Annotated in this window: 18 protein-coding genes; 14 read left to right on the forward strand and 4 right to left on the reverse strand. The window is 40.4% G+C overall.

What is annotated here, in order from left to right; genetic code table 11:
* The first annotated feature begins 15 nt into the window (after nucleotides 1-15).
* The 3 genes from pcsB to tsf all read left to right on the forward strand — a co-directional run bounded on the left by pcsB (nucleotide 16) and on the right by tsf (nucleotide 3,350).
* Nucleotides 16-1,224, forward strand: a complete 1,209-nt coding sequence (pcsB, locus tag AB8E63_RS06340) for a peptidoglycan hydrolase PcsB (protein ID WP_223334394.1) — start codon at nucleotides 16-18, stop codon at nucleotides 1,222-1,224.
* Between the two features lie 224 nt (nucleotides 1,225-1,448).
* On the forward strand, nucleotides 1,449-2,231 hold the full coding sequence (rpsB, locus tag AB8E63_RS06345; protein WP_045613298.1) for a 30S ribosomal protein S2: 783 nt from the start codon (nucleotides 1,449-1,451) through the stop codon (nucleotides 2,229-2,231).
* Between the two features lie 78 nt (nucleotides 2,232-2,309).
* A complete protein-coding gene (tsf, locus tag AB8E63_RS06350; RefSeq protein WP_006149074.1) occupies nucleotides 2,310-3,350 on the forward strand; it encodes a translation elongation factor Ts in 1,041 nt (346 codons plus the stop codon).
* Nucleotides 3,351-3,437: 87 nt separating this feature from the next.
* Here tsf and cysK read toward each other — a convergent pair whose 3' ends face one another.
* Together cysK and AB8E63_RS06360 are read right to left on the reverse strand one after the other, a co-directional pair.
* Nucleotides 3,438-4,364, reverse strand: coding sequence for a cysteine synthase A (gene cysK / locus AB8E63_RS06355; protein ID WP_368910446.1), 927 nt, complete (start codon nucleotides 4,362-4,364; stop codon nucleotides 3,438-3,440).
* 155 nt (nucleotides 4,365-4,519) lie between these two features.
* Nucleotides 4,520-5,155 carry a YigZ family protein gene (locus AB8E63_RS06360; RefSeq protein ID WP_368910447.1) on the reverse strand — a complete coding sequence of 212 codons (636 nt, stop codon included), beginning with the start codon at nucleotides 5,153-5,155 and terminating at the stop codon, nucleotides 4,520-4,522.
* 55 nt (nucleotides 5,156-5,210) lie between these two features.
* On the opposite strand from AB8E63_RS06360, the gene AB8E63_RS06365 reads away from it, so the two are divergent.
* The 9 genes from AB8E63_RS06365 (at nucleotide 5,211) to polA (ending at nucleotide 15,949) form a co-directional block, all read left to right on the forward strand.
* On the forward strand, nucleotides 5,211-6,509 hold the full coding sequence (locus tag AB8E63_RS06365) for a DEAD/DEAH box helicase (RefSeq protein ID WP_368910448.1): 1,299 nt from the start codon (nucleotides 5,211-5,213) through the stop codon (nucleotides 6,507-6,509).
* Nucleotides 6,506-7,168, forward strand: coding sequence for a ComF family protein (locus AB8E63_RS06370; RefSeq protein WP_223334401.1), 663 nt, complete (start codon nucleotides 6,506-6,508; stop codon nucleotides 7,166-7,168). Before AB8E63_RS06365 ends, AB8E63_RS06370 begins: the two co-directional genes overlap by 4 nt.
* A 79-nt stretch (nucleotides 7,169-7,247) precedes the next feature.
* Nucleotides 7,248-7,796: a ribosome-associated translation inhibitor RaiA gene (gene raiA, locus AB8E63_RS06375; protein WP_004250989.1), complete on the forward strand. Its 549-nt coding sequence runs from the start codon at nucleotides 7,248-7,250 to the stop codon at nucleotides 7,794-7,796.
* A 152-nt stretch (nucleotides 7,797-7,948) separates the two neighbouring features.
* On the forward strand, nucleotides 7,949-9,922 hold the full coding sequence (locus AB8E63_RS06380) for a DHH family phosphoesterase (RefSeq protein WP_368910449.1): 1,974 nt from the start codon (nucleotides 7,949-7,951) through the stop codon (nucleotides 9,920-9,922).
* On the forward strand, nucleotides 9,919-10,371 hold the full coding sequence (gene rplI / locus AB8E63_RS06385; RefSeq protein ID WP_004250991.1) for a 50S ribosomal protein L9: 453 nt from the start codon (nucleotides 9,919-9,921) through the stop codon (nucleotides 10,369-10,371). The genes AB8E63_RS06380 and rplI overlap by 4 nt, the downstream gene beginning before the upstream one ends.
* Before the next feature lie 42 nt (nucleotides 10,372-10,413).
* Nucleotides 10,414-11,772 carry a replicative DNA helicase gene (gene dnaB, locus AB8E63_RS06390; protein WP_368910450.1) on the forward strand — a complete coding sequence of 453 codons (1,359 nt, stop codon included), beginning with the start codon at nucleotides 10,414-10,416 and terminating at the stop codon, nucleotides 11,770-11,772.
* Complete coding sequence (locus AB8E63_RS06395; protein ID WP_004250994.1) at nucleotides 11,769-12,035, forward strand: Veg family protein; 267 nt, start codon at nucleotides 11,769-11,771, stop codon at nucleotides 12,033-12,035. The genes dnaB and AB8E63_RS06395 overlap by 4 nt, the downstream gene beginning before the upstream one ends.
* Before the next feature lie 94 nt (nucleotides 12,036-12,129).
* Complete coding sequence (locus AB8E63_RS06400) at nucleotides 12,130-13,251, forward strand: SH3 domain-containing protein (RefSeq protein ID WP_368910451.1); 1,122 nt, start codon at nucleotides 12,130-12,132, stop codon at nucleotides 13,249-13,251.
* A gap of 64 nt (nucleotides 13,252-13,315) precedes the next feature.
* Nucleotides 13,316-15,949, forward strand: coding sequence for a DNA polymerase I (polA, locus tag AB8E63_RS06405; RefSeq protein WP_368910452.1), 2,634 nt, complete (start codon nucleotides 13,316-13,318; stop codon nucleotides 15,947-15,949).
* Nucleotides 15,950-16,053: 104 nt separating this feature from the next.
* On the opposite strand, the gene AB8E63_RS06410 is transcribed toward polA, so the two are convergent.
* A complete protein-coding gene (locus AB8E63_RS06410; protein WP_223334414.1) occupies nucleotides 16,054-17,502 on the reverse strand; it encodes an APC family permease in 1,449 nt (482 codons plus the stop codon).
* Between the two features lie 428 nt (nucleotides 17,503-17,930).
* Complete coding sequence (locus AB8E63_RS06415) at nucleotides 17,931-20,015, reverse strand: GH92 family glycosyl hydrolase (RefSeq protein ID WP_368910453.1); 2,085 nt, start codon at nucleotides 20,013-20,015, stop codon at nucleotides 17,931-17,933.
* Between the two features lie 169 nt (nucleotides 20,016-20,184).
* Between AB8E63_RS06415 and AB8E63_RS06420 the strand changes: the two genes are divergently transcribed.
* The gene (locus AB8E63_RS06420; RefSeq protein WP_368910454.1) at nucleotides 20,185-21,465 is read left to right on the forward strand and encodes a glycoside hydrolase family 125 protein; all 1,281 of its coding nucleotides are present in this window, start codon (nucleotides 20,185-20,187) and stop codon (nucleotides 21,463-21,465) included.
* Between the two features lie 186 nt (nucleotides 21,466-21,651).
* Nucleotides 21,652-24,297, forward strand: coding sequence for an alpha-mannosidase (locus tag AB8E63_RS06425; RefSeq protein WP_368910455.1), 2,646 nt, complete (start codon nucleotides 21,652-21,654; stop codon nucleotides 24,295-24,297).
* Nucleotides 24,298-24,310 lie beyond the last annotated feature (13 nt).

Here is a 24,310-nt window from a genome sequence, read left to right on the forward strand (position 1 = left end):
GGAGTATTTACATTTATGAAGAAAAAAATTCTAGCATCACTTTTGTTAAGTACAGTATTGGTTTCACAAGGAGCTGTTCTTTCAAGTGTTAAAGCTAACACAACAGATGAAAAAATTGCAGCTCAAGATAGTAAAATTAGTGAGTTGACAACGCAACAAAAGGAAGCTCAAAAACAAGTTGATGAGATTCAAACTCAAGTTACAGCTATTCAAACAGAACAAGAAAAGTTGCAAACTGAGAATGAAACTCTTCAAGAAGAATCTAAAAAACTTGAAGGTGAAATCACAGAGCTTTCAAAAAATATCGTAGCTCGTAATGAATCGCTTGAAAACCAAGCTCGTAGTGCACAAACTAACGGAACTGCTACAAGCTACATTAATACAATTATTAACTCTAACTCAATCACAGAAGCTATTTCTCGTGTAGCAGCTATGAGTGAAATTGTATCAGCTAACAACAAAATGTTGCAACAACAAAAAGAAGATAAAAAAGCTATTGCTGAGAAACAAGTTGCTAACAATGAAGCAATCAACACAGTTATTGCCAACCAACAAACACTTGCAGATGACGCCCAAGCTTTGACAACAAAACAAGCTGAATTGAAAGTGGCTGAGTTGAATCTTGCAGCAGAAAAAGCTACTGCAGAAGGTGAAAAAGCTACTTTGCTAGAGCAAAAGGCGGCAGCTGAGGCAGAAGCGAAAGCAGCGGCAGAAGCAGAAGCGGCTTACAAAGCTCAACAAACAAGTCAACAACAAACAGTTGCAGCTTCAGCAAACACAACATTTGCAGCACAAGTACAAGCAGCTTCAAGTTCTTCATCTTCATCAGATGATGACTCAAGTTACACACCTGCAGCAACTCCTGTAAGCCATCGTCCTACATATAGTACAAATGCTTCAAGTTATCCAACAGGTGAATGTACATGGGGAGCTAAAACATTAGCACCTTGGGCTGGAGATTACTGGGGTAACGGAGCGCAGTGGGCAACAAGTGCAGCTGCAGCAGGTTTCCGTACTGGTTCTCAACCACAAGTTGGTGCGATTGCATGTTGGAATGATGGTGGCTATGGACACGTAGCGGTTGTTACAGCTGTTTCATCTACAACAAGTATCCAAGTATCAGAATCTAACTACGGTGGAAACCGTACGATCGGTAACAAACGTGGATGGTTCAACCCAACTACAACTTCTGAAGGTTATGTTACTTACATCTATCCAAACTAATGAAAAAATTGGGACTCTTTCCGAGTCTCTTTTCTTGTCTTTAAATTGCAAAGTTCTGCTAAAAAACTATCAAAATAGCTTGATAATATTGAGAAATTATGGTAGAATGAAACTTGTCGTGTGAACGATAATACTCATTCTCGATGAATTGTGAAACTGTTGCCTTTGGGTTGTTTTGCAAGCTGAAATCGAGAAGAGGAAAAAACAAAAAAGGAGAAATACTCATGGCAGTAATTTCAATGAAACAACTTCTTGAGGCTGGTGTACACTTTGGTCATCAAACTCGTCGCTGGAACCCTAAGATGGCTAAGTACATCTTCACTGAGCGTAACGGAATCCACGTTATCGACTTGCAACAAACTGTAAAATACGCTGACCAAGCATACGACTTTATGCGTGATGCAGCAGCTAACGATGCAGTTGTATTGTTTGTTGGTACTAAGAAACAAGCTGCTGACGCTGTTAAAGAAGAAGCAGAACGTTCAGGTCAATACTTCATCAACCACCGTTGGTTGGGTGGTACCCTTACTAACTGGGGAACAATCCAAAAACGTATCGCTCGTTTGAAAGAAATCAAACGCATGGAAGAAGAAGGAATCTTCGACGTTCTTCCTAAGAAAGAAGTTGCACTTCTTAACAAACAACGCGCTCGTCTTGAAAAATTCTTGGGTGGTATCGAAGACATGCCTCGCATCCCAGATGTAATGTACGTAGTTGACCCACATAAAGAGCAAATCGCTGTTAAAGAAGCTAAAAAATTGGGTATCCCAGTTGTAGCGATGGTTGACACAAACACTGATCCAGATGATATCGATGTAATCATCCCAGCTAACGATGACGCTATCCGCGCAGTTAAGTTGATCACAGCTAAATTGGCAGACGCTATCATCGAGGGTCGCCAAGGTGAAGATGCTGTAGCAGCAGTTGAAGCAGAATTTGCAGCTTCAGAAGCTCAAGCAGACTCAATCGAAGAAATCGTTGAAGTTGTTGAAGGCGACAACGCTTAATTCGTATAAATAGTAATTACCTAGGAGGGCGGGGCTTAGCCCGGCTCTCCTATTTTTAAAAAATATAGGAGAATCAAAATGGCAGAAATTACAGCTAAACTTGTTAAAGAGTTGCGTGAAAAATCTGGTGCTGGTGTTATGGACGCTAAAAAAGCACTTGTAGAAACTGACGGTGACATCGAAAAAGCAATCGAATTGCTTCGTGAAAAAGGTATGGCTAAGGCAGCTAAGAAAGCTGACCGTGTTGCTGCTGAAGGTTTGACTGGTGTTTATGTGAACGGTAACGTTGCAGCAGTAGTTGAAGTAAATGCTGAAACTGACTTCGTTGCAAAAAACGCTCAATTCGTTGAATTGGTAAATGCAACTGCAAAAGTAATCGCTGAAGGAAAACCAGCTAACAACGAAGAAGCTCTTGCTTTGACAATGCCTTCAGGTGAAACTCTTGAAGCAGCTTATGTGTCTGCAACAGCGACTATCGGAGAAAAAATCTCATTCCGTCGCTTTGCTTTGATTGAAAAAACAGATGCACAACACTTCGGTGCTTACCAACACAACGGTGGACGTATCGGTGTTATCTCTGTAATCGAAGGTGGAGACGAAGCACTTGCTAAACAAATCTCAATGCATATTGCTGCGATGAAACCAACAGTTCTTTCATACAAAGAATTGGATGAGCAATTTGTTAAAGATGAGTTGGCTCAATTGAACCACGTAATCGACCAAGATAACGAAAGCCGTGCAATGGTTAACAAACCAGCTCTTCCACACTTGAAGTATGGATCAAAAGCACAATTAACTGATGAAGTTATCGCTCAAGCTGAAGCTGACATTAAAGCAGAGTTGGCTGCAGAAGGTAAACCAGAAAAAATCTGGGATAAAATCATTCCAGGTAAAATGGATCGCTTCATGCTTGACAACACTAAAGTTGACCAAGCATACACACTTCTTGCACAAGTCTACATCATGGATGACAGCAAGACAGTTGAAGCATACCTTGAATCAGTTAACGCTTCAGTAGTTGAGTTCGCTCGCTTTGAAGTTGGTGAAGGTATCGAAAAAGCTGCAAATGACTTTGAAGCTGAAGTTGCAGCTACAATGGCAGCAGCTTTGAATAACTAATAATAAAAAGAGGAAGCAGATTTGCTTCCTCTTTCTTATAGAAAAAATTACAAAGCCCTTGTTAAAGGGCTTTGTGTATTTAGGAGACTAGACTTCGAACTCATAGAGCGCTGTAGATAGGTAACGTTCTCCGTTATCTGGTGCAAGCGCAAGGACTTTTTTACCTGCCCCAAGTTTTTTAGCAACTTCGATTGCTGCATAGATAGCTGCGGCAGAAGAAATACCTACCAAGAAGCCTTCTTTTCCACCAATTTCGCGACCAAGTGCAAGAGCATTGTCTGATGTCACGCGAACGATACCATCATAAGCTTCTGTATCAAGTGTTTCTGGGATGAATCCTGCAGAGATACCTTGAATTTTGTGTGGTCCTGGTTTTTCACCTGACAAGATAGCTGACTCGTCTGCCTCAACTGCAAAAACTTGAATGTTTGAGTTAGCAGTTTTAAGAGCATGAGAAACACCTGAAATAGTTCCTCCAGTACCTACACCAGCAACAAAGGCATCTAAACCATCAGCTCCGAAATCAGCTAGAATTTCAGCTCCTGTTGTTCTTTCGTGAACTTCTGGGTTAGCTTGGTTGATAAATTGCAAAGGTAGGAAACCATCACGTTCAGCAGCGATTTCTTCAGCTTTAGCAATAGCGCCTTTCATACCTTCACTTCCTGGAGTTAGAACTAGTTCAGCACCATAAGCTTGGATAATCTTACGGCGTTCAACACTCATTGTTTCAGGCATAACGATGACAACTTTGTAGCCTCTAGCAGCGCCAACCCATGAAAGACCGATACCAGTATTCCCACTTGTTGCTTCAACAATTGTAGAGCCTGGTTTCAGTTTACCCTCTTGTTCTGCTTTTTCAATCATACTAAGAGCGATGCGGTCTTTAACGGATGAACCTGGGTTAAAAGCTTCTAGTTTTACGTAAACGTCTGCTGCACCTTCTGGTACAATGTTATTCAATTTAACAATCGGTGTTTTTCCGATAAGTTCTGTGATATTGTTATAAATAGCCATGTGAATACCTCTTTTTGTAAGTTGTACCTAGTATAACCCTATCTAGATTATTTGTAAAATATAGAAATCCTATCGAAGCGATAGGATTTTTTTATAACAATCAGAAAAATAGTCAGTGTAAATCTAAAAATTGAGGGAAGATATTTAAAAGTGCTTTACACAAGGTTTACAGGAACTTCAACTTCTCGTAAGCCTTGATCTGTTAGGATAACTTTCCCATTAAAAAATTCTATGAGAGCAGCTTTGGTATCCTCTTTATCTTCTTTATCGACAAAGATAATTGTGTCAACTTGATCTGTAAAGTTGGTTTCGAGTTCCATAAGATTATATTCTTTAAGAAAATTCCCATACTCTTGATATTGAGCATAGCTCATTTGAATTTGAATCCCTGCTTGTTCTTTAATTTCAACAATTCCAATTTCTTTGACAGCTAAGGCAACACTACCTGCATAAGCGCGAATAAGACCTCCGGCACCCAGCTTAATACCACCAAAATATCGGGTAACAACTACACAGACATTAGTAAGATTGTGGTTTTCTAGAACTCCTAGCATAGGTACACCAGCAGTTCCACTTGGCTCCCCATCATCACTGGTTCGCTTGATTTCACTGCGCTCACCAATAATAAAAGCAGAGCAGTTGTGGGTAGCCTTATAGTGTTCTTTTTTGATAGCAGTGATAAAGGCACGAGCTTCTTCTTCACTATAGACACGTTTTGCATGACAAATAAATCTTGATTTTTTGATTTCTTCTTGGACTTGTCCGTCCTCTTTTATCGTTCTAAATTCCATGATTTTATTGTACTAAAAAATAGTCTAAAGTTCTAGATTTTACGAATAAAGAAGTATGAAAATAAATCCAAATTATCTTGGTCGACTTTTTACAGAAGAAGAATTAAGCCCTGAAGAACGACAACTGGCGGAGAAGCTGCCAAGCATGAGAAAAGAGAAGGGGAAACTCTTCTGTCAACGATGTGATAGTATGATTCAAGATGAATGGTCTCTACCTATTAATGCTCATTACTGCCGAGAATGTTTGTTGATGAAGCGAGTTAGGAGTGATCAGGCCTTATATTATTTCCCTCAAGAAGATTTTCCTAAACAAGATGTTCTTAAATGGAAGGGACAATTGACTCCATTTCAAGAGAAAGTATCAGAAGGATTACTTCAAGCAGTAGAGAACCAGCAACCGACTTTAGTCCATTCAGTAACTGGCGCTGGGAAGACAGAGATGATTTATAAAGTTGTTGCGAAAGTTATTAATGATGGTGGCACAGTTTGCCTAGCCAGCCCCCGCATAGATGTTTGCTTAGAGTTACAAAAGCGACTACAGAACGATTTTGACTGTGAAATTGCTCTACTGCATGGTGAGTCTGAACCATACTTTCGGACACCACTAGTTGTTGCAACAACACATCAATTATTAAAGTTCTATCACGCTTTTGATTTGCTAATAGTAGATGAAGTAGATGCTTTTCCCTATGTTGACAACAAGATACTTTACAAAGCTGTAAAGAATTGTGTAAAGGAAAATGGACTCAGAATTTTTCTCACTGCAACTTCTACAGATGAGTTGGATAAGAAGGTTCGCTTAGGGGAGCTAAAACGATTAAGCCTGCCAAGGCGGTTCCATGGAAATCCTTTAATTATTCCAAAACCCGTTTGGCTATCTGATCTGGATAAATGTTTGGATAAGTTTCACCTACCACCAAAGCTAAAAAGATATGTTGAAAACCAGAGAAGAACTAGCTACCCCTTACTAATATTTGCATCAGAAATCACAAAGGGAGAGAAGTTGAAGGAAATCTTACAAGAGAAATTTCCAAATGAGAAAATTGGTTTCGTATCCTCAGTTACTGAAGATAGATTAGAGCAAGTTCAAGCTTTTAGGGATAGGGAATTGACCATATTGATAAGCACAACAATATTGGAGCGCGGAGTTACCTTCCCTTGTGTTGATGTCTGTGTCGTAGAAGCAAACCATCGTCTCTTTACAAAATCAAGTCTCATTCAAATTGGAGGACGTGTAGGTCGCAGCATGGATAGACCTACAGGAGATCTAATTTTCTTTCATAATGGATTAAATCGTTCGATTAAGAATGCTATAAAGGAAATTAAACTGATGAACAAGGAGGCAGGCCTATGATTTGTTTACTATGTGCCCAACATTTGAAGAAAAATCTAACCTTTGGAGAGCTTCTTTTTTTGAAAAAGGAGGAGGGCTCACTTTGTTTAGCTTGTTACTCAAGTTTTGAAATGATTGGGGAAGAACATTGCCCAAATTGTTATAAAAAGGGAGTGTCAACTTCATGTCAAGATTGTCAACTTTGGTGTAAAGAAGGGATTGAAGTAAGCCATAAAGCGATTTTTAGTTATAATCAAGCTATGAAAGACTTCTTTAATCGTTACAAATTTGATGGCGATTATATTCTCCGAAAAGTTTTTGCAATGATTTTAAATGAGAATTTAAAAAAATACAAGGATTATCATTTTATTTTAATACCGTTAAGCCCTGAGAGGTATGCAAAAAGAGGTTTTAATCAGGTTGCAGGCCTAATAGAAGCGGCAGGGCTTTCCCATCTGGATATATTAGGAAAAAGAGAAGAAAAAGCCAGTTCTTCTAAAAATCGTTTGGAGCGTTTGGCCACGGAACTTCCGTTTTTTATTAAAGAAGGCAGTAGGATTCCAAAGAAGATTCTATTGATTGATGATATTTATACGACAGGAGCGACTGTTAACCGTGTCAAGAGTATGCTAGAGAATGCAGGAGCAAAAGAGGTTAAAACATTTTCCCTCGTAAGATGAGGAAAAAGATTGCAAAAAGATTATGAAAGCGTTATAATAAATGTAGAAAAACAAATATGTTTAGAAAGAAGGTACTTATATGATTAAATATAGTATCCGTGGTGAAAACCTAGAAGTAACTGAAGCAATTCGTGATTATGTAGTTTCTAAACTCGAAAAGATCGAAAAATACTTCCAAGCAGATCAAGAATTAGATGCGCGTGTCAATTTGAAAGTGTATCGTGAAAAGACTGCTAAGGTAGAAGTAACAATTCCACTTGGATCTATTACTCTTCGTGCAGAAGACGTTTCTCAAGATATGTATGGATCTATTGATTTGGTGACAGATAAGATTGAACGTCAAATCCGTAAAAATAAAACTAAAATTGAACGTAAGAACAGAAATAAAGTTTCTACTAGCCAACTATTTACAGATACCTTGGTAGAAGAGACAGATGCTGCTCAACCTAAAGTTGTTCGTTCAAAACAAATTGATTTAAAACCAATGGACCTTGAAGAAGCACTTCTTCAGATGGACTTATTGGGCCATGATTTCTTCATTTATATCGATGTTGAAGATGAAACAACAAATGTCATTTATCGACGCGAAGATGGAGATATTGGTCTTCTTGAAGTGAAAGAATCATAATCCTTAATATGCTTAGATTAAAAAGGTGGTTTACACTAGTGTAAACCACCTTTTGTGTTCATAAATACTACATTTGAGCACAAGTGCTATTCCTTCTTTAAAGGTCGCTTTTTCAGTGCAAATATGGTATAATATTGCGCAAGAGGTTTGTAATGAAAAAAAATGAAATGAATCCCTTTTTTATATACTTATTTGTTGGGATTGCCTTTATAATCATGACTGTATTGGTTATTTTTCTTCAAAATAACCTAGTCACAATAGCATGCTTATTTTTCTTGATGGTAGCATTTCTTTTGCTATTTTATTTTCAGAAGAAATTTTATCAAAAAACAGAAATTGAACAAATCCAATACGTAAACCATCAGGCGGAAGATAGTTTAAGTTCACTCTTAGAACAGATGCCGGTTGGAGTTGTCAAGCTAAACATGGAAAGTAGTGAGATTGAGTGGTTCAACCCCTACGCAGAGTTAATGTTGACAACGGAAGATGGAGAAATTGACCTTCCTCAAGTTCAAGAAATTATAAAAACATCCATATCTTCTCCTGGAATTTATGCAAATGTGGGGGAAAAACGTTATGCGGTACATCTAGATAGAAATTCTGGCGTGCTCTACTTTTTTGACGTTTCTGGAGAGTACGAAGCCACAGTAGAATTGGTTACAAGTCGTCCTGTTATTGGTATTATTTCGGTAGATAATTACGATGATTTAGAGAACGAAACATCTGAATCAGACATCAGTCATATTAATAGTTTTGTCGCAAATTTTGTATCAGAATTTACTGGAAAATATCAGATGTTTTCTCGTAGAGTGACCATGGATCGTTTTTACTTATTTACCGACTATACGGTATTAGAGCAATTGATGCAAGATAAATTTTCTGTAATTGATACCTTCCGTGAAGAAGCTAAGCATAGAGATTTAGCCTTAACCATGAGTATGGGCTTGTCATACGGTGATGGCGATCATGAGGGTATTGGTAAAGTTGCTTTATCAAATCTCAACCTTGCAGAAGTTCGAGGTGGAGACCAGGTCGTTGTAAAAGAAAATGATGAGACGAAAAATCCAATTTATTTTGGTGGTGGTTCTGCAGCTTCTATTAAGCGAACAAGAACACGTACAAGAGCAATGATGACGGCAATCTCTGAAAAGTTGAGAAGTGTTGACCATGTTTTCGTAGTTGGTCATAAAAACTTAGACATGGATGCTTTAGGCTCTGCTGTTGGTATGCAATTGTTCTCGAGTAACGTCTTGAATGAAAGTTATGTGGTCTATGATGCAGAACAAATGTCTCCGGACATTCATCGTGCCATTCAATTCTTAGAGAATGAGGGAGTAACAAAACTCATCCCTCTAACTCAAGCTATGGGAATGGTCACTAATCGTTCATTACTCGTGATGGTGGACCACTCTAAGACAGCTTTAACCTTGTCAAAAGAGTTTTATGATTTGTTTACACAAACCATCATTATTGACCACCATAGACGAGATCAGGATTTTCCGGAAAATGCTGTTATCACCTATATCGAGAGTGGAGCTAGTAGTGCAAGTGAATTAGTGACTGAGTTAATTCAATTCCAAAACTCTAAGAAAGCACGCTTAAGTCGTATCCAAGCTAGTGTTCTTATGGGCGGTATGATGTTGGATACTAAGAATTTCACCTCTCGTGTAACTAGCCGAACCTTTGACGTGGCAAGTTATCTAAGAACACGTGGTAGTGATAGTATTGTAATTCAAGAACTTGCGGCGACTGACTTTGAAGAGTATCGATTGGTTAATGAGCTAATCTTGCAAGGACAGGCCGTACAACCTTCTATTCTTGTAGCTCAGGCCAAGGATGATAAGGAGTATGATATTGTAGTGATTAGTAAAGCAGCTGATACTATGTTAGCTATGTCAGGTATTGAAGCTAGCTTTGTCATTGCTAAAAACAGCCAAGGGGATATTTCCATTTCTGCACGAAGTCGAAGTAAGATCAATGTGCAACGGATTATGGAAGAATTGGGAGGTGGAGGCCACTTCAACTTGGCAGCTGCCCGACTGACAGATATGACTCTGCAAGAAGCAGGTGATAAACTAAAAACCATTATTTCTAATGAAATTAGAGAAAAGGAGACAGAAGAATGAAAGTAATCTTTTTAGCAGATGTAAAAGGCAAAGGAAAAAAAGGCGAAATCAAGGAAGTGCCAACAGGTTATGCGCAAAACTTTTTGATTAAGAAAAACCTTGCTAAAGAAGCGACTTCACAAGCAATTGGTGAGTTGCGCGGGAAGCAAAAATCTGAAGAAAAAGCACATGCTCAACTTCTTGCAGAAGCACAAGAAATCAAGGCGAAACTTGAAGCAGAAGAAACAATTGTTGAGTTTGTTGAAAAAGTTGGTCCAGATGGAAGAACTTTTGGTTCAATTACTAGCAAGAAAATTGCGGAAGAGCTCCAAAAACAATTTGGAATTAAAATTGATAAACGTCATATTCAAGTTCAATCTCCAATTCGAGCAGTTGGCTTGATTGATGTTCCGGTAAAAATTTATCAGGATGTAACTAGCGTCATCAATCTTCGTGTAAAAGAAGGATAAGCTAGATTTGAGTAATGATTTTGTAAAAGGAAGGAAAGTCTGATGGCAGGAGTAGAGGAACTACGAGTTCAGCCCCAGGATATTTTGGCAGAACAATCTGTATTGGGAGCTATATTTATCGATGAGAGTAAACTCGTATTTGTTCGAGAATATATTGACTCTCGAGACTTCTTTAAGTATGCTCACCGTTTGATTTTTCAGGCCATGGTTGATTTGTCAGATCGAGGCGAAGCCATTGATGCAACGACTGTTCGTACGATATTAGATGATCAAGGTGATTTGCAAAATATTGGTGGCTTGTCCTACCTTGTTGAGATTATCAACTCTGTACCAACCTCTGCAAATGCTGAATACTATGCAAAAATCGTAGCAGAGAAAGCCACGCTTCGTCGTTTGATTGCCAAGTTGACAGAGTATGTAAACCAAGCTTATGAAGCCTCTAGTCCTGCAGATGAAATCATTGCGCGAGCAGAAAAAGGTTTGATCGATGTCAGTGAGAATGCAAATCGTAGTGGTTTTAGAAATATTCGAGACATCCTAAATCTTAACTTTGGAAATTTAGAAGTTCGTTCACAACAAACTTCTGATATTACAGGGATTGCTACTGGTTATCAAGATTTGGATCATATGACAACTGGTTTGCACGAGGAGGAGTTAATCATTCTTGCTGCTCGTCCTGCGGTTGGGAAGACTGCTTTTGCCTTGAATATTGCTCAAAATATCGGAACCAAGCTAGACAAGACCGTTGCAATTTTCTCACTTGAGATGGGTGCTGAGAGTCTGGTCGATCGTATGTTAGCTGCCGAAGGACTAGTAGAGTCTCACTCTATCCGTACAGGGCAATTGACTGAGGAAGAGTGGCGCAAATATACGATTGCTCAAGGTAATCTTGCAAAAGCAAGTATCTATATCGATGATACACCAGGGATTCGAATCACAGAGATTCGTTCTCGTGCGAGAAAATTGTCTCAGGAAACAGGCAATCTTGGTTTAATTTTGATTGACTACCTGCAGCTTATAACAGGAACAGGCAGAGAGAACCGTCAGCAAGAGGTTTCAGAGATTTCACGTCAGTTGAAAATTCTAGCCAAGGAACTGAAGGTGCCTGTTATCGCGCTAAGTCAGCTGTCACGTAGTGTTGAACAACGTCAAGATAAAAGACCGGTGCTATCAGATATTCGTGAGTCTGGATCTATCGAGCAGGATGCGGATATCGTAGCCTTTCTCTATCGAGATGACTATTATGAACGTGGTGGCGAAGAAGAGGAAGGTCTTCCAAATAACAAGGTAGAAGTTATTATTGAGAAGAACCGTAGCGGGGCACGTGGAACGGTAGAATTGATTTTTCAAAAAGAGTATAACAAGTTTTCAAGTATTTCGAAGAGAGAGGAACAAAGATGACAGATGCATTTACAGATGTAGCCAAGATGAAAAAAATCAAAGAAGAAATCAAGGCGCATGAAGGACAAGTCGTGGAAATGACCTTGGAAAATGGTCGTAAACGCCAAAAGAATCGCTTAGGAAGACTTATTGAAGTCTATCCATCACTCTTTATCGTTGAATTTGGGGATGTTGAAGGGGACAAACAGGCTAACGTCTACGTTGAATCCTTCACGTATTCTGATATTTTAACAGAAAAGAATTTGATTCACTATTTGGATTAAGATTGAAAGTGGGAGTTTTCTCACTTTTTTCTTTTTCTTTCGAATGATATAAGTGAGGTCAACCTCAAAAATTTATCTATTCGAAGGAGAATGAATGACATATAGTAAAAAGGGAACTTTTCTTAAGAAAACGACGGTGGGCACAGCTTCCCTACTGTTAGCAGGTGCTTTTTTGTTTGGTGGAGGAGCTGTTCATGCCAATCAGGTAAATAGTGGTTCACTGGCGCGTGGAGATGATTATCCCTATTATTATAAAAATGGAAATCAGGAAATTGATAAATGGCGTCTATACTCTAGACAGTGTACTTCATTTGCTGCCTTTCGACTCAGTAGTGTAAATGGTTTTGAGTTACCTGCTGCGTACGGGAATGCTAAGGATTGGGGTTATCGTGCTAAACGAGAAGGCTATCGTGTAGACAGAACTCCAACAATTGGTTCGATTGCCTGGGACGGAAGCGGAGACTATGGCCACGTTGCATGGGTTTCTAATGTTTTTGGTGATATGATTGAAATCGAAGAGTACAATTATGGCGTTAGAGAGAAGTACAATCGTCGAATTGTGAAGGCAAGTTCTATGACTGGATTCATTCACTTTAAAGATGTCGGACAGGCTAGCACAGGGAATCATCAGTCAACTTTAGTATCTAGTGGAACCCATGTTTTTACAGAAAAAGCTGCTATTATGAACCAGCCATCACAAGCTACTGAGATTATTGACTATTACTACCCTGGAGAAAGTGTTCATTACGATCAAACGTTTGAGAAGGATGGCTACAAATGGATTAGTTATCTATCCCGAACTGGGAATCGCAGATATGTCCAGCTAGCTAAAACAGCAAGTTCTAAGAATGGATGGGAAAAACAGGGGATAACATGGTACTACTATGAAAATGGGAAAGTCACTCTTGGTTGGAAAAAGATAAACGGCAGTTGGTACTATTTTCAAACTAATGGTTCAATGAGAACAGGTTGGTTAAAAGACGGTTCCAAGTGGTACTACTTGAAATCATCTGGAGAAATGCAGACGGGATGGTTAAAGGATAAGGGCATTTGGTATTACCTCGAAAGCTCAGGTGCTATGAAGGCTAGTCAGTGGTTCCAGGTCTCAGGGAAATATTATTACGTGAACGCATCTGGAGAGTTGGCAGTAGATACGACTATCGATGGGTTCCAAGTTGACAGTAATGGTGCGCGAGTAGAAAATCCAGCATCATAAGTGTTATTCAGCATTCGGGCTCTTCCTAATGGTATTTTTCCCTGCTTTCCTTTATAATGGGTGTATGGACAAGAAAAAATTATTATTGATTGACGGTTCTTCAGTTGCTTTTCGCGCTTTTTTTGCACTTTACCAGCAACTAGATCGTTTTAAAAATGACAATGGACTTCATACCAATGCAATCTACGGATTTCATCTGATGTTAAATCATCTACTAGAGCGTGTCCAGCCTAGCCATATCTTAGTTGCTTTTGATGCAGGAAAGACGACTTTCCGCACAGAAATGTATGCAGACTATAAGGGTGGTCGTGCTAAGACGCCAGATGAGTTTCGAGAGCAATTCCCCTTCATTCGTGAGATGCTAGACCATCTTGGAATTCGCCATTATGAGTTGGCTCAGTATGAGGCGGATGATATCATTGGAACTCTTGGTCGCTTGGCTGAAAAGGATTCTTTTGATGTGACCATCGTCAGCGGAGACAAGGACTTGATTCAGTTGACGGATGAGCATACAGTGGTTGAGATTTCTAAGAAAGGTGTCGCCGAGTTTGAGGCCTTTACCCCAGAATATCTCATGGAAAAGATGGGGATTACCCCAGCTCAGTTTATTGATCTTAAGGCACTCATGGGGGATAAGTCTGATAATATCCCTGGTGTCACTAAGATTGGTGAAAAGACTGGGATCAAGCTCTTGTTAGAACACGGCTCGCTGGAAGGTATTTATGAAAATATCGATGGCATGAAGGCTTCCAAGATGAAGGAAAATCTTGTCAATGACAAGGAACAAGCCTTTCTGTCTAAAACACTAGCTACCATCGACACGAAAGCGCCAATCGAGATAGGTCTAGATGATTTGATCTATAGTGGACCAAATGTGGAAAACCTTGGGAAATTCTACGATGAGATGGGCTTTAAACAGCTCAAACAAGCCTTGAATGCTTCTCAGGCGAATCAATCTGAGGCTTTGAATTTCACCATGGTGGACAAAGTGACTGAAGATATGCTGAGTGCCGACTCTATCTTTCACTTTGAACTTTTTGGTGAAAACTACCATACAGATGATTTGGTTGGTTTTGCTTGGTCTTGTGGAGACAAGCTCTATGCTACAGATAAGCTGGAACTTCTGCAGGATCCGATTCTTAAGGATTTTCTAGAAAAAACATCTCTGAAAGTATATGACTTTAAGAAAGCTAAAGTTCTCTTAAATCGTTTTGGCTTGGACTTGCAGGCTCCTGCTTTTGACAGTCGCTTGGCCAAATACCTTCTCTCTACAGTAGAGAATAATGAAATTTCAACCATTGCTAGTCTCTACGGCCAAACTTATTTGGTTGATGATGAGACCTTCTACGGTAAGGGGGTCAAGAAAGCTATCCCTGAGAGAGAAACCTTCTTGGAGCACTTAGCTCGCAAGGTTGCTGTGCTGGTTGAGATTGAGCCTGTATTGCTTGAAAAGTTAAGTGAAAACGGACAATTAGAACTCCTCTATGATATGGAGCAACCTCTGGCCCTTGTTCTTGCTAAGATGGAAATCGCTGGAATCAAGGTTAAAAAAGAAACCCTACTTGAGATGCAGGCTGAAAATGAAGTTGTCGTTGAAAAGCTGACTCAAGAGATTTATGAATTGGCTGGTGAGGAGTTTAACATCAACTCGCCTAAGCAGTTGGGCGAACTACTTTTTGAAAAGCTAGGTCTCCCTATAGAATATACCAAGAAAACCAAGACAGGTTACTCAACAGCAGTGGATGTGTTAGAGCGCTTAGCTCCTATTGCCCCAATCGTCAAGAAAATTTTAGATTATCGTCAGATTGCTAAAATTCAATCGACTTATGTGATTGGTTTACAGGACTGGATTTTAGTGGATGGCAAGATTCACACGCGCTATGTGCAGGATTTGACTCAGACAGGGCGTCTGTCTAGTGTGGATCCAAACTTGCAAAATATTCCTGTTCGTTTGGAACAAGGCCGCCTCATTCGTAAGGCTTTCGTGCCAGAGTGGGAGGATAGTGTCCTTCTTAGCTCTGACTACTCACAGATTGAATTGCGAGTTTTGGCGCATATCTCTAAAGATGAGCACTTAATCAAGGCTTTCCAAGAGGGAGCTGATATCCATACCTCGACAGCCATGCGTGTCTTTGGAATTGAGCGTCCCGAGGATGTGACTCCAAACGACCGTCGTAATGCCAAGGCTGTCAACTTTGGAGTGGTTTACGGAATTTCAGACTTTGGTTTATCCAATAACCTAGGTATCAGCCGTAAAGAGGCTAAAGCATACATCGACACTTACTTTGAACGCTTCCCAGGTATTAAAAATTACATGGATGAAGTCGTTCGTGAGGCGCGTGATAAGGGTTATGTGGAGACTCTCTTCAAACGTCGTCGTGAGTTGCCAGATATCAATTCGCGTAACTTTAACGTTCGTGGTTTTGCAGAGCGTACAGCTATCAACTCACCTATTCAAGGATCGGCTGCAGATATTCTCAAAATCGCCATGATTCAGCTAGATAAGGCCTTGGTTGCAGGTGGTTATCAAACTAAGATGCTGTTACAAGTACACGATGAAATTGTTCTTGAAGTGCCTAAGTCAGAATTGGTAGCTATTAAAAAACTCGTCAAACAAACCATGGAAGAAGCCATTCAACTCAGTGTACCACTGATTGCTGATGAAAATGAAGGCGTGACTTGGTATGAGGCCAAATAAAAAATAGACTATTAGACAAAAAGAATCCCCTTGAACATTATGGTTCAAAGGGATTTTTCTTTCAGGAAAAGACAAAAGTGAAACTATCTAGCTAATAGTAGGATTTATTTGATTTGTTTCTTTTGTTCTTTTTTTGCAAGGATTGGTAGAATAACACCTAAACCAATCAGAATAATTGGGGTCAAGATGTTTGTAAGAAGAGAGAATTGCCAAGCAGTTGGATTCTCAGCATAGCTAATTTTTGGAACCATACCTAGGATACAAGCAAAGGCAGTGAAGAGGAAGCACCAAGTACCGATCACGAAGCCAAGCTTAGGATTGTTAACAAACTTGTATTCCGCATTTTTGTATGTTTTCCAAGCACGGTTGAGCATCATATAGGCAAGGAATACCCAGAGATAGCGCATTGGCATTACGATAGAATTGAGGTTGGTCATCCATTTTACAAGTCCGTCAATTTCTTGGATACCAAAAATTGGAAGGATGATGATAAGGCTAACGAGGACGCCTGTAAGGAGGTAGCCGTTAATGAGGACACCTTTTTCAGTACGTTTACGAAGCCAGCTTGGGATGTAGTTTTCGTCAGCGTTATTGAGTAGGATTTGTAATGGTGCGTCAATAGAGAAGGCAAGTGCCGCGATTTGTCCGACCATATTTGTAAGAGCGTAAATCACAACGAAAAGATTTCCAACTCCCCAAGAATTTCCTAACATTTGGAAGGCTTGATAAGCACCATTACGCATGAGGTCTTCAGGGATGTTATTGCCATCAAATAGCATTCCCATGGCAACTGAACCAAGGATAGCAGAGAGTCCTACCATGATGGCCATGACAATCATACCTTTTGGAAATTCTTTTGCAGGATTGCGAGTTTGATTCACATAAGGGGAAATTTTTTCACAACCACCAACTGCAAAGACCAGTAATGAGATGGTTGTAAAATAAGAAAAATCAAAGTTTGGAATGTAGGTGCTCAGTTGATCCATGTGCGGTGTCGCAAACTGGATGTCTGGCTTAATGAAAGGCAGACCGACAGCCAAAAGCACAAAGAGTAAAGACATAATCAACATGGCACTTCCTGCCAAGCTACCGATGACTTTCAGAGTTGTCAATCCTTTTGTAGAAAGGTAGAGGAAAAGTCCAAAGATTAGCAAGCAGAGAATAACAATCCAGTGGAAGTCAATTTGTTTTAGAAATTGTCCATTACCCTGCAAGGCCCATCCAAGCGGAATCAGGATTCCTTGAGGCTTTTGTGCGAGGTAAGGAATGTGAACAACCCAGTAGGTCCAAGCAGCGAAGTAGGCTAGGCGTTTGGTTGATGTTTTTTCGACCCATTCACTAACACCGCTTCCGCTTTCCTTAAAGGTAGAACCTAGTTGTCCTACAATGAGGGAGTAAGGGATAAAGTAGAGTGCGAGGATTAAAACCCAAGATACGACTACTGAAATTCCCTGTTGAGAGTAGTTGTTGACGACGTTTCCTAGCCCCCAAACCATGTTGAAAGCAATCAGAGAAACCATCAGCCAATTAAGTTGGTGTTGATCTTTTTTCATAATGTCTCCTTTTCTGATAATTTTAGTATATCATGTTTTTTTGAAAGCGCCTAACAAAATTTAAAATTTACTATAAAAAAAGTAAAAGCTAGATAACAGATAGGGATCAGGATTGCTTAGTTGAGAAATACTTATCCACAACCTGTGGATAAGTCGAGTTGAAAACAACAACTGTCTCTTTATAATTTTAATAGGAAAAAGAGAGATGAAATTTATAGAATAGGAAACAAATCAATCTTTTATGAACCTTGTTAGGACAAGGTTTATAGACTTTTTTCTATTGTGAATCCTATGAACTTGGATTGGAAAGATATTTTGGAAAGACTTGAAAATCTTTTCCAAAAAAAAGTTGAAGGTTATTCACAGTTTGTGGATAACTTTATATGGATAAGAAAACCCCTTTGTGCATGACAAAGGGATTTGATCTATTAGTGCTTCGGTAACCAGCTGAGGGTAAAGTCAAGAGTCTTAGCATTGAGCAGTTCCTGATGGCTGATACTTTGTTTTTCTTTTCCGTCCAGTTGACAGTCTTGTATAAAGTGGAAGTGTTCATAATTGTGTTGAGTACGAATATCCAACCACTGATTTTTTTCTGCCAGATAAACACGAAGGTGGTCAAAGAGTGGAATCCCAAGGTCATAACTTGCTTTTCCTGGGCAGGTTGGGTAAAGCCCAAGAGCAGACCAGACATACCAAGCCGAAAGACTACCATTATCCTCATCGCCCGGATAAGCATCCCAGCTAGCTCGGAAGGCTTTTTGACGGAGGGTCTTGATTAAGAGACTAGTATATTGGGGATAATTACTGTAGCGGAACAGATAAGGGATGTGGAAACTTGGTTGGTTGGAAATGGCTAGTTGACCAAATGGTGCTGTTGCCATCTCGCTCATCTCATGTATTTCATAACCATAGCCCGTCGTTTCAAAGAGTGGGAGACTTTGACAAGCTTTCAAAAGATAGTTGCTAAAGGTATCTTTTCCACCCATTAGTTGGCTAAGTCCAGAAATATCGTGTAAGACACCGAGACTGGCTTGAATAGCTGAACACTCAGCGTAGTCACGACCCCAACTGTAGGGAGAAAAGTCAGGACGGAAGTTCCCATCTACATCACGCGCCCTCATGTAACCTGTCTCAGAGTCAAATAGATTCTGATAATTCTTAGCATATTGTGCATAGGTTTGTGCTAGCTCTTCTTGACCTAATTTTTCTGCACAAGTAGAGATACAAAAATCGCTGTAGGCATATTCTAGCGTATGACTGACACTTTCGTGGTGATCTATGGATAAATAGCCCAGTTCTTTGTATTGGCTTAGTCCGTGTCGCCCGTTGATAGCTTTTGGATCTGCCTTAGTAGCAGTTTCAATCATGGCTTTGAGAAATTCTTCTTCAAACTCAGGTGCCATATCCTTGCAGGCACTATCTGCAAGAAGGCCATCAATCAAGGTGCCAGGCATCATTCCTCTTTCGTCAGGAGCAAGCCACTTAGGGAGATACCCGGTATCTCTATAGCTATTGAGGAAACCTTCAAGAAACTGACGATAGTGCTCTGGAATAATCAAGGCAAAGAGTGGGAATGAAGTGCGGAAGGTATCCCAAAAACCATTGTTGGTATAGAGTAGACCAGGCTTGATCGTTCCTGAAGCAAGGTCTATATGAATAGTCTCGCCTTGCTCATTTACCTCATAGAAGGTTTGTGGGAAAAGAAAGAGTCTATAAAGACAGTGATCAAAAAAAGTTCGGTCTACAGAGCCATTTTCCACGACATCAAAACGACCTAGAAGGTCCTCCCAACTTGTTTTAGCATCTGATTTCGTTTCTTCAAAGTCTTTTCTAGGCAGATTAAAGAGGGCCTGTTCTTTAGAAATAAAAGAAGTAGCTAGTTGAACTAGAGCTTCTGCTCCAGCCAAGTCGATACGCCAGTCTTTCCCCACTTGATTGATAGATAGAATATCCGTAGAGAATGTGAGAGCAGTATACATGACGAGGGGACTTTTGTTGGTTTCGGTTAATCCGCTTTGACCAAGGCTGACAGTACGCTCATCTACTTGCTCTAATGATAAATCATCAGCTGCATGCAGATAGAGTGAGAGCTTCTTGCCTTCTATCTGTCTTAGTTGAATTGAAGTCCCATAGCAAGTAGGTGTGAGTTGAGTTTCAATCTGGTAACGTTCAGAAAAAATCTTTAGAAAATGAGGATTGAAAATAGCACGATCAAGGTTATAAGAAGACTGACGATGGAAGAGGGTGTCGCCACTGATTTCTCCTGTAACAGGAGTCAGTAGTAACCAAGAATAATCACCAATCCAAGGGCTAGGCTGATGGGTTAGTCGAACACCCTGAAATATGGGAAGATGGGGATCAAAAAACCAAGACCCTTCCTGGTCACTCGTTTGTGGAACAAAGTAATTCATCCCAAAAGGCACTCCAGTGTATGGTAGTGTATTGCCTCGCGAAAATGCATGTTTACTAGCTGTTCCAAAACGCGTATCAATGGTTTCAAGTATCGTTTTCATAGAATATCCTTTAGTTGTTTTCTACATTATATCAGAAAATTTAGCCTTTATAAAAGGAGTTTCAAATATAACAATTTTGTAGAAAAATGACTATCATTTGTGTATATATTTTCTGGGCTAAAAGCTATATACTGAAAATGAATCTTGTTTGAAAGAGGTAAAATACATTATGGTATATTCAAAAGAAATTGTCAGAGAGTGGCTAGATGAGGTAGCGGAGCGCGCCAAGGAACATCCTGAATGGGTTGATGTCTTTGAACGTTGCTATACAGACACTTTAGACAATACAGTTGAAATCTTAGAAGATGGCTCGACCTTTGTACTGACTGGGGATATCCCAGCTATGTGGCTTCGGGACTCGACTGCTCAGCTTAGACCATACCTTCATGTGGCAAAAAGAGATCCTCGTTTACGTCAGACCATTGCAGGTTTGGTCAAACGTCAGATGACCTTGATTCTCAAGGATCCCTATGCTAACTCTTTTAATATTGAGGAAAACTGGAAGGGTCACCACGAAACAGACCATACAGATCTCAATGGCTGGATTTGGGAACGCAAGTATGAAGTAGATTCGCTTTGCTATCCATTGCAGTTGGCTTATCTCCTTTGGAAAGAAACTGGTGAGACTAGCCAGTTTGATGAAACTTTTGTTACAGCAACCAAGGAGATTCTCCATCTCTGGACGGTGGAACAAGACCACAATAACTCACCATACCGTTTCGTCCGTGATACCGATCGTAAGGAAGATACCTTGGTTAATGACGGCTTTGGTCCCGACTTTGCCGTGACAGGAATGACCTGGTCAGCCTTTCGTCCAAGTGATGACTGCTGTCAGTATAGCTACTTGATTCCGTCGAATATGTTTGCAGTGGTTGTCTTAGGTTATGTCCAAGAAATCTTTGCAGAATTGAATCTGGCTGATAGCGAGAGTATCATTGCAGATGCAAAACGCCTGCAAGCTGAAATCCAAGAAGGGATCGAAAATTACGCCTACACGACTAACAGCAAGGGCGAGAGGATCTATGCCTTTGAAGTAGACGGTTTAGGAAATGCTAGCATCATGGACGACCCTAATGTACCAAGTTTGTTAGCTGCTCCATATCTTGGTTACTGTGATGTCAATGACGAAGTGTATCAAGCAACTCGTCGCACCATTCTCAGTCCGGAAAATCCTTACTTCTACCAAGGAGAATACGCTAGCGGTCTCGGAAGCTCTCATACCTTCTATCGTTATATCTGGCCGATTGCCCTATCAATTCAAGGCTTAACAGCTACAGATAAAGCTGAGAAAAAATTCTTGCTAGACCAACTAGTTGCCTGTGATGGCGGAACAGGTGTTATGCATGAAAGCTTCCACGTAGATGACCCGACTCTCTACTCTCGTGAATGGTTCTCATGGGCCAACATGATGTTCTGCGAATTGGTCTTGGATTACCTAGATATTCGCTAATACTCTTCGAAAATCAAATTCAAACCACGTCAGCTTCACCTTGCCGTACTCAAGTACAGCCTGCGGCTAGCTTCCTAGTTTGCTCTTTGATTTTCATTGAGTATAAGGAGCACGTTTTCGCTCAACTGATTCTAGGAAAGAATCACAAATCTATTTTTAAATTTAAGTTAGAATGAGGTTTTACTCATGGAAAATGTTGTTGTACATATTATTTCTCACAGTCACTGGGATCGTGAGTGGTATCTACCTTTTGAAAGTCACCGTATGCAATTGGTGGAACTTTTTGACAATCTGTTTGATCTTTTTGAAAATGATCCTGAGTTCAAGAGCTTCCACCTAGATGGACAAACCATTGTCCTCGATGACTATTTAGAAATTCGCCCTGAAAACCGTGACAAGGTGCAGCGTTATATCGATGAAGGCAAATTGAAGATTGGGCCTTTCTATATCTTGCAGGATGATTACTTGATTTCCAGTGAAGCTAACGTCCGCAATACTTTGATTGGACAAGCGGAATGTGCTAAATGGGGCAAATCTACTCAGATCGGTTACTTCCCAGACACCTTTGGAAATATGGGGCAGGCTCCTCAAATCCTTCAAAAATCAGGTATTCACGTAGCAGCCTTTGGTCGCGGTGTCAAGCCAATCGGATTTGACAACCAAGTTCTCGAGGATGAGCAGTTTACCTCTCAATTTTCAGAGATGTACTGGCAAGGTGCGGATGGAAGTCGTGTACTCGGTATTCTTTTTGCTAACTGGTACAGTAACGGGAATGAAATTCCAGTGGATAAAGACGAGGCTTTGGCTTTCTGGAAGCAAAAATTAGCAGACGTCCGTGATTATGCATCGACCAACCAATGGTTGATGATGAACGGCTGTGACCACCAGCCTGTTCAGAGAAATCTGAGCGAAGCCATTCGTGTGGCAAACGAACTCTTCCCTGATGTGACCTTTATTCATAGCTCATTTGACGAATATGTCCAAGCACTGGAAAGTGCCCTTCCTGAACAATTATCAACGGTCACAGGTGAGTTGACCAGTCAGGAAACGGATGGTTGGTACACCCTTGCCAATACCTCTTCTTCACGCGTTTACCTCAAACAAGCCTTCCAAGAAAATAGCAACTTGTTAGAGCAGGTCGTGGAACCTTTGACCATCATCACTGGAGGACACAACCACAAGGATCAATTGACCTATGCTTGGAAAGTACTTCTGCAAAATGCACCGCACGATAGTATCTGTGGTTGTAGTATTGACGAAGTTCACCGTGAAATGGAAACTCGTTTTGCAAAGGTTAATCAAGTCGGGAATTTTGTTAAGACTAACCTTCTCAACGAATGGAAGGGTAAATTAGCTACTCAAAATGCGCAAAGCGACCACCTCTTTACCGTTGTCAACACAGCTTTACATGACAAGGTTGATACGGTTAGTGTTGTAGTGGATGTTGTGACTTGTGATTTTAAAGAATTGCATCCGACTGAAGGTTACAAGAAGATGGCAGCCGTGACCTTGCCAGATTACCATGTTGAAGATTTAGATGGCCATGCCCTTGAAGCCAAGATTGAAGACTTGGGTGCAAGTTTTGGCTATACTTTGCCTAAGGATAAATTCCGCCAACCATATATTGCACGCCAAGTGCGCGTGACAATCCCAGTCCACCTTGCTCCTCTTTCTTGGGCAAGCTTCCAATTGGTCGAAGGTCAAGTAGATCACCGAGATGGTATTTATCAAAATGGAGTCATTGATACCCCATTCGTAACAGTCAGTGTAGACGAAGGAATCACAGTCTACGACAAGACTACTAATGAAGCTTACGAAGATTTCATCCAATTCGAGGACCGTGGAGATATTGGTAACGAGTACATTTACTTCCAACCAAAAGGAACTGATCCAATCTATGCTCAATTGAAGGGATACGATGTCCTAGAAAACAATGCTCGCTATGCTAAGGTATTGCTCAAACATGTGTTGACTATTCCAGTCAGCGCAGATGAAAAATTGGATGCAGAACAAAGAGGTATCATCGAGTTCATGAAACGAGATGCAGGTCGTTCAGAAGATTTGACAACTATTCCTCTTGAAACAGAAATGACTGTCTTTGTGGACAATCCACAGATTCGCTTTAAGATTCGCTTTACTAATACAGCCAAAGACCACCGCATTCGTCTCTTGGTGAAAACTCATAACACTCGTCCAAGCAATGATTCTGAAAGCATCTATGAAGTTGTGACAAGACCAAATAAACCAGCCGCTTCTTGGGAAAATCCTGAAAATCCACAACACCAACAAGCCTTTGTCAGCTTGTATGATGATGTAAAAGGAGTGACCGTATCCAATAAAGGATTGCACGAGTATGAAATTCTTGGAGACGACACCATGGCTGTAACCCTTCTCCGTGCTTCAGGCGAACTCGGTGACTGGGGTTACTTCCCAACGCCGGAAGCTCAGTGCTTGCGTGATATCGAAGTTGAATTTGCAGTAGAATGTCACCAAGCAGGGGAACGTTTCTCAGCTTTCCGTCGTGCCAAAGCCTTCCAGGTGCCATTTACAGCTCTTCAAGTTGCAAAACAAGAGGGTAGCGTTGCAGCAACGGGTAGCCTCTTTAACCATCCGGCACTGAACTTGCCACAAGTATGCCCAACAGCCTTTAAGGTGGCTGAGAATGAAGAAGGTTATGTCCTTCGCTACTACAACATGAGTCAAGAAAATATCCGTGTGTCTGAAAAACAACAAACCATTCTTGACTTGTTGGAACGCCCATACCCAGTCCATTCAGGACTATTGGCACCACAGGAAATTCGTACAGAACTCATTCAAAAAGAAGAAATTTAATTTCAAAAAGTAA

Source organism: Streptococcus sp. oral taxon 061 (assembly GCF_964211575.1).
Lineage (GTDB): Bacteria > Bacillota > Bacilli > Lactobacillales > Streptococcaceae > Streptococcus.

Bases quoted from the DNA above. Each gene is read 5' to 3' on its own strand.
- pcsB (WP_223334394.1), top strand. From the start codon at position 16: ATGAAGAAAAAAATTCTAGCATCACTTTTGTTAAGTACAGTATTGGTT.
- rpsB (WP_045613298.1), top strand. From the start codon at position 1,449: ATGGCAGTAATTTCAATGAAACAACTTCTTGAGGCTGGTGTACACTTT.
- tsf (WP_006149074.1), top strand. From the start codon at position 2,310: ATGGCAGAAATTACAGCTAAACTTGTTAAAGAGTTGCGTGAAAAATCT.
- cysK (WP_368910446.1), bottom strand. From the start codon at position 4,364: ATGGCTATTTATAACAATATCACAGAACTTATCGGAAAAACACCGATT.
- AB8E63_RS06360 (WP_368910447.1), bottom strand. From the start codon at position 5,155: ATGGAATTTAGAACGATAAAAGAGGACGGACAAGTCCAAGAAGAAATC.
- AB8E63_RS06365 (WP_368910448.1), top strand. From the start codon at position 5,211: ATGAAAATAAATCCAAATTATCTTGGTCGACTTTTTACAGAAGAAGAA.
- AB8E63_RS06370 (WP_223334401.1), top strand. From the start codon at position 6,506: ATGATTTGTTTACTATGTGCCCAACATTTGAAGAAAAATCTAACCTTT.
- raiA (WP_004250989.1), top strand. From the start codon at position 7,248: ATGATTAAATATAGTATCCGTGGTGAAAACCTAGAAGTAACTGAAGCA.
- AB8E63_RS06380 (WP_368910449.1), top strand. From the start codon at position 7,949: ATGAAAAAAAATGAAATGAATCCCTTTTTTATATACTTATTTGTTGGG.
- rplI (WP_004250991.1), top strand. From the start codon at position 9,919: ATGAAAGTAATCTTTTTAGCAGATGTAAAAGGCAAAGGAAAAAAAGGC.
- dnaB (WP_368910450.1), top strand. From the start codon at position 10,414: ATGGCAGGAGTAGAGGAACTACGAGTTCAGCCCCAGGATATTTTGGCA.
- AB8E63_RS06395 (WP_004250994.1), top strand. From the start codon at position 11,769: ATGACAGATGCATTTACAGATGTAGCCAAGATGAAAAAAATCAAAGAA.
- AB8E63_RS06400 (WP_368910451.1), top strand. From the start codon at position 12,130: ATGACATATAGTAAAAAGGGAACTTTTCTTAAGAAAACGACGGTGGGC.
- polA (WP_368910452.1), top strand. From the start codon at position 13,316: ATGGACAAGAAAAAATTATTATTGATTGACGGTTCTTCAGTTGCTTTT.
- AB8E63_RS06410 (WP_223334414.1), bottom strand. From the start codon at position 17,502: ATGAAAAAAGATCAACACCAACTTAATTGGCTGATGGTTTCTCTGATT.
- AB8E63_RS06415 (WP_368910453.1), bottom strand. From the start codon at position 20,015: ATGAAAACGATACTTGAAACCATTGATACGCGTTTTGGAACAGCTAGT.
- AB8E63_RS06420 (WP_368910454.1), top strand. From the start codon at position 20,185: ATGGTATATTCAAAAGAAATTGTCAGAGAGTGGCTAGATGAGGTAGCG.
- AB8E63_RS06425 (WP_368910455.1), top strand. From the start codon at position 21,652: ATGGAAAATGTTGTTGTACATATTATTTCTCACAGTCACTGGGATCGT.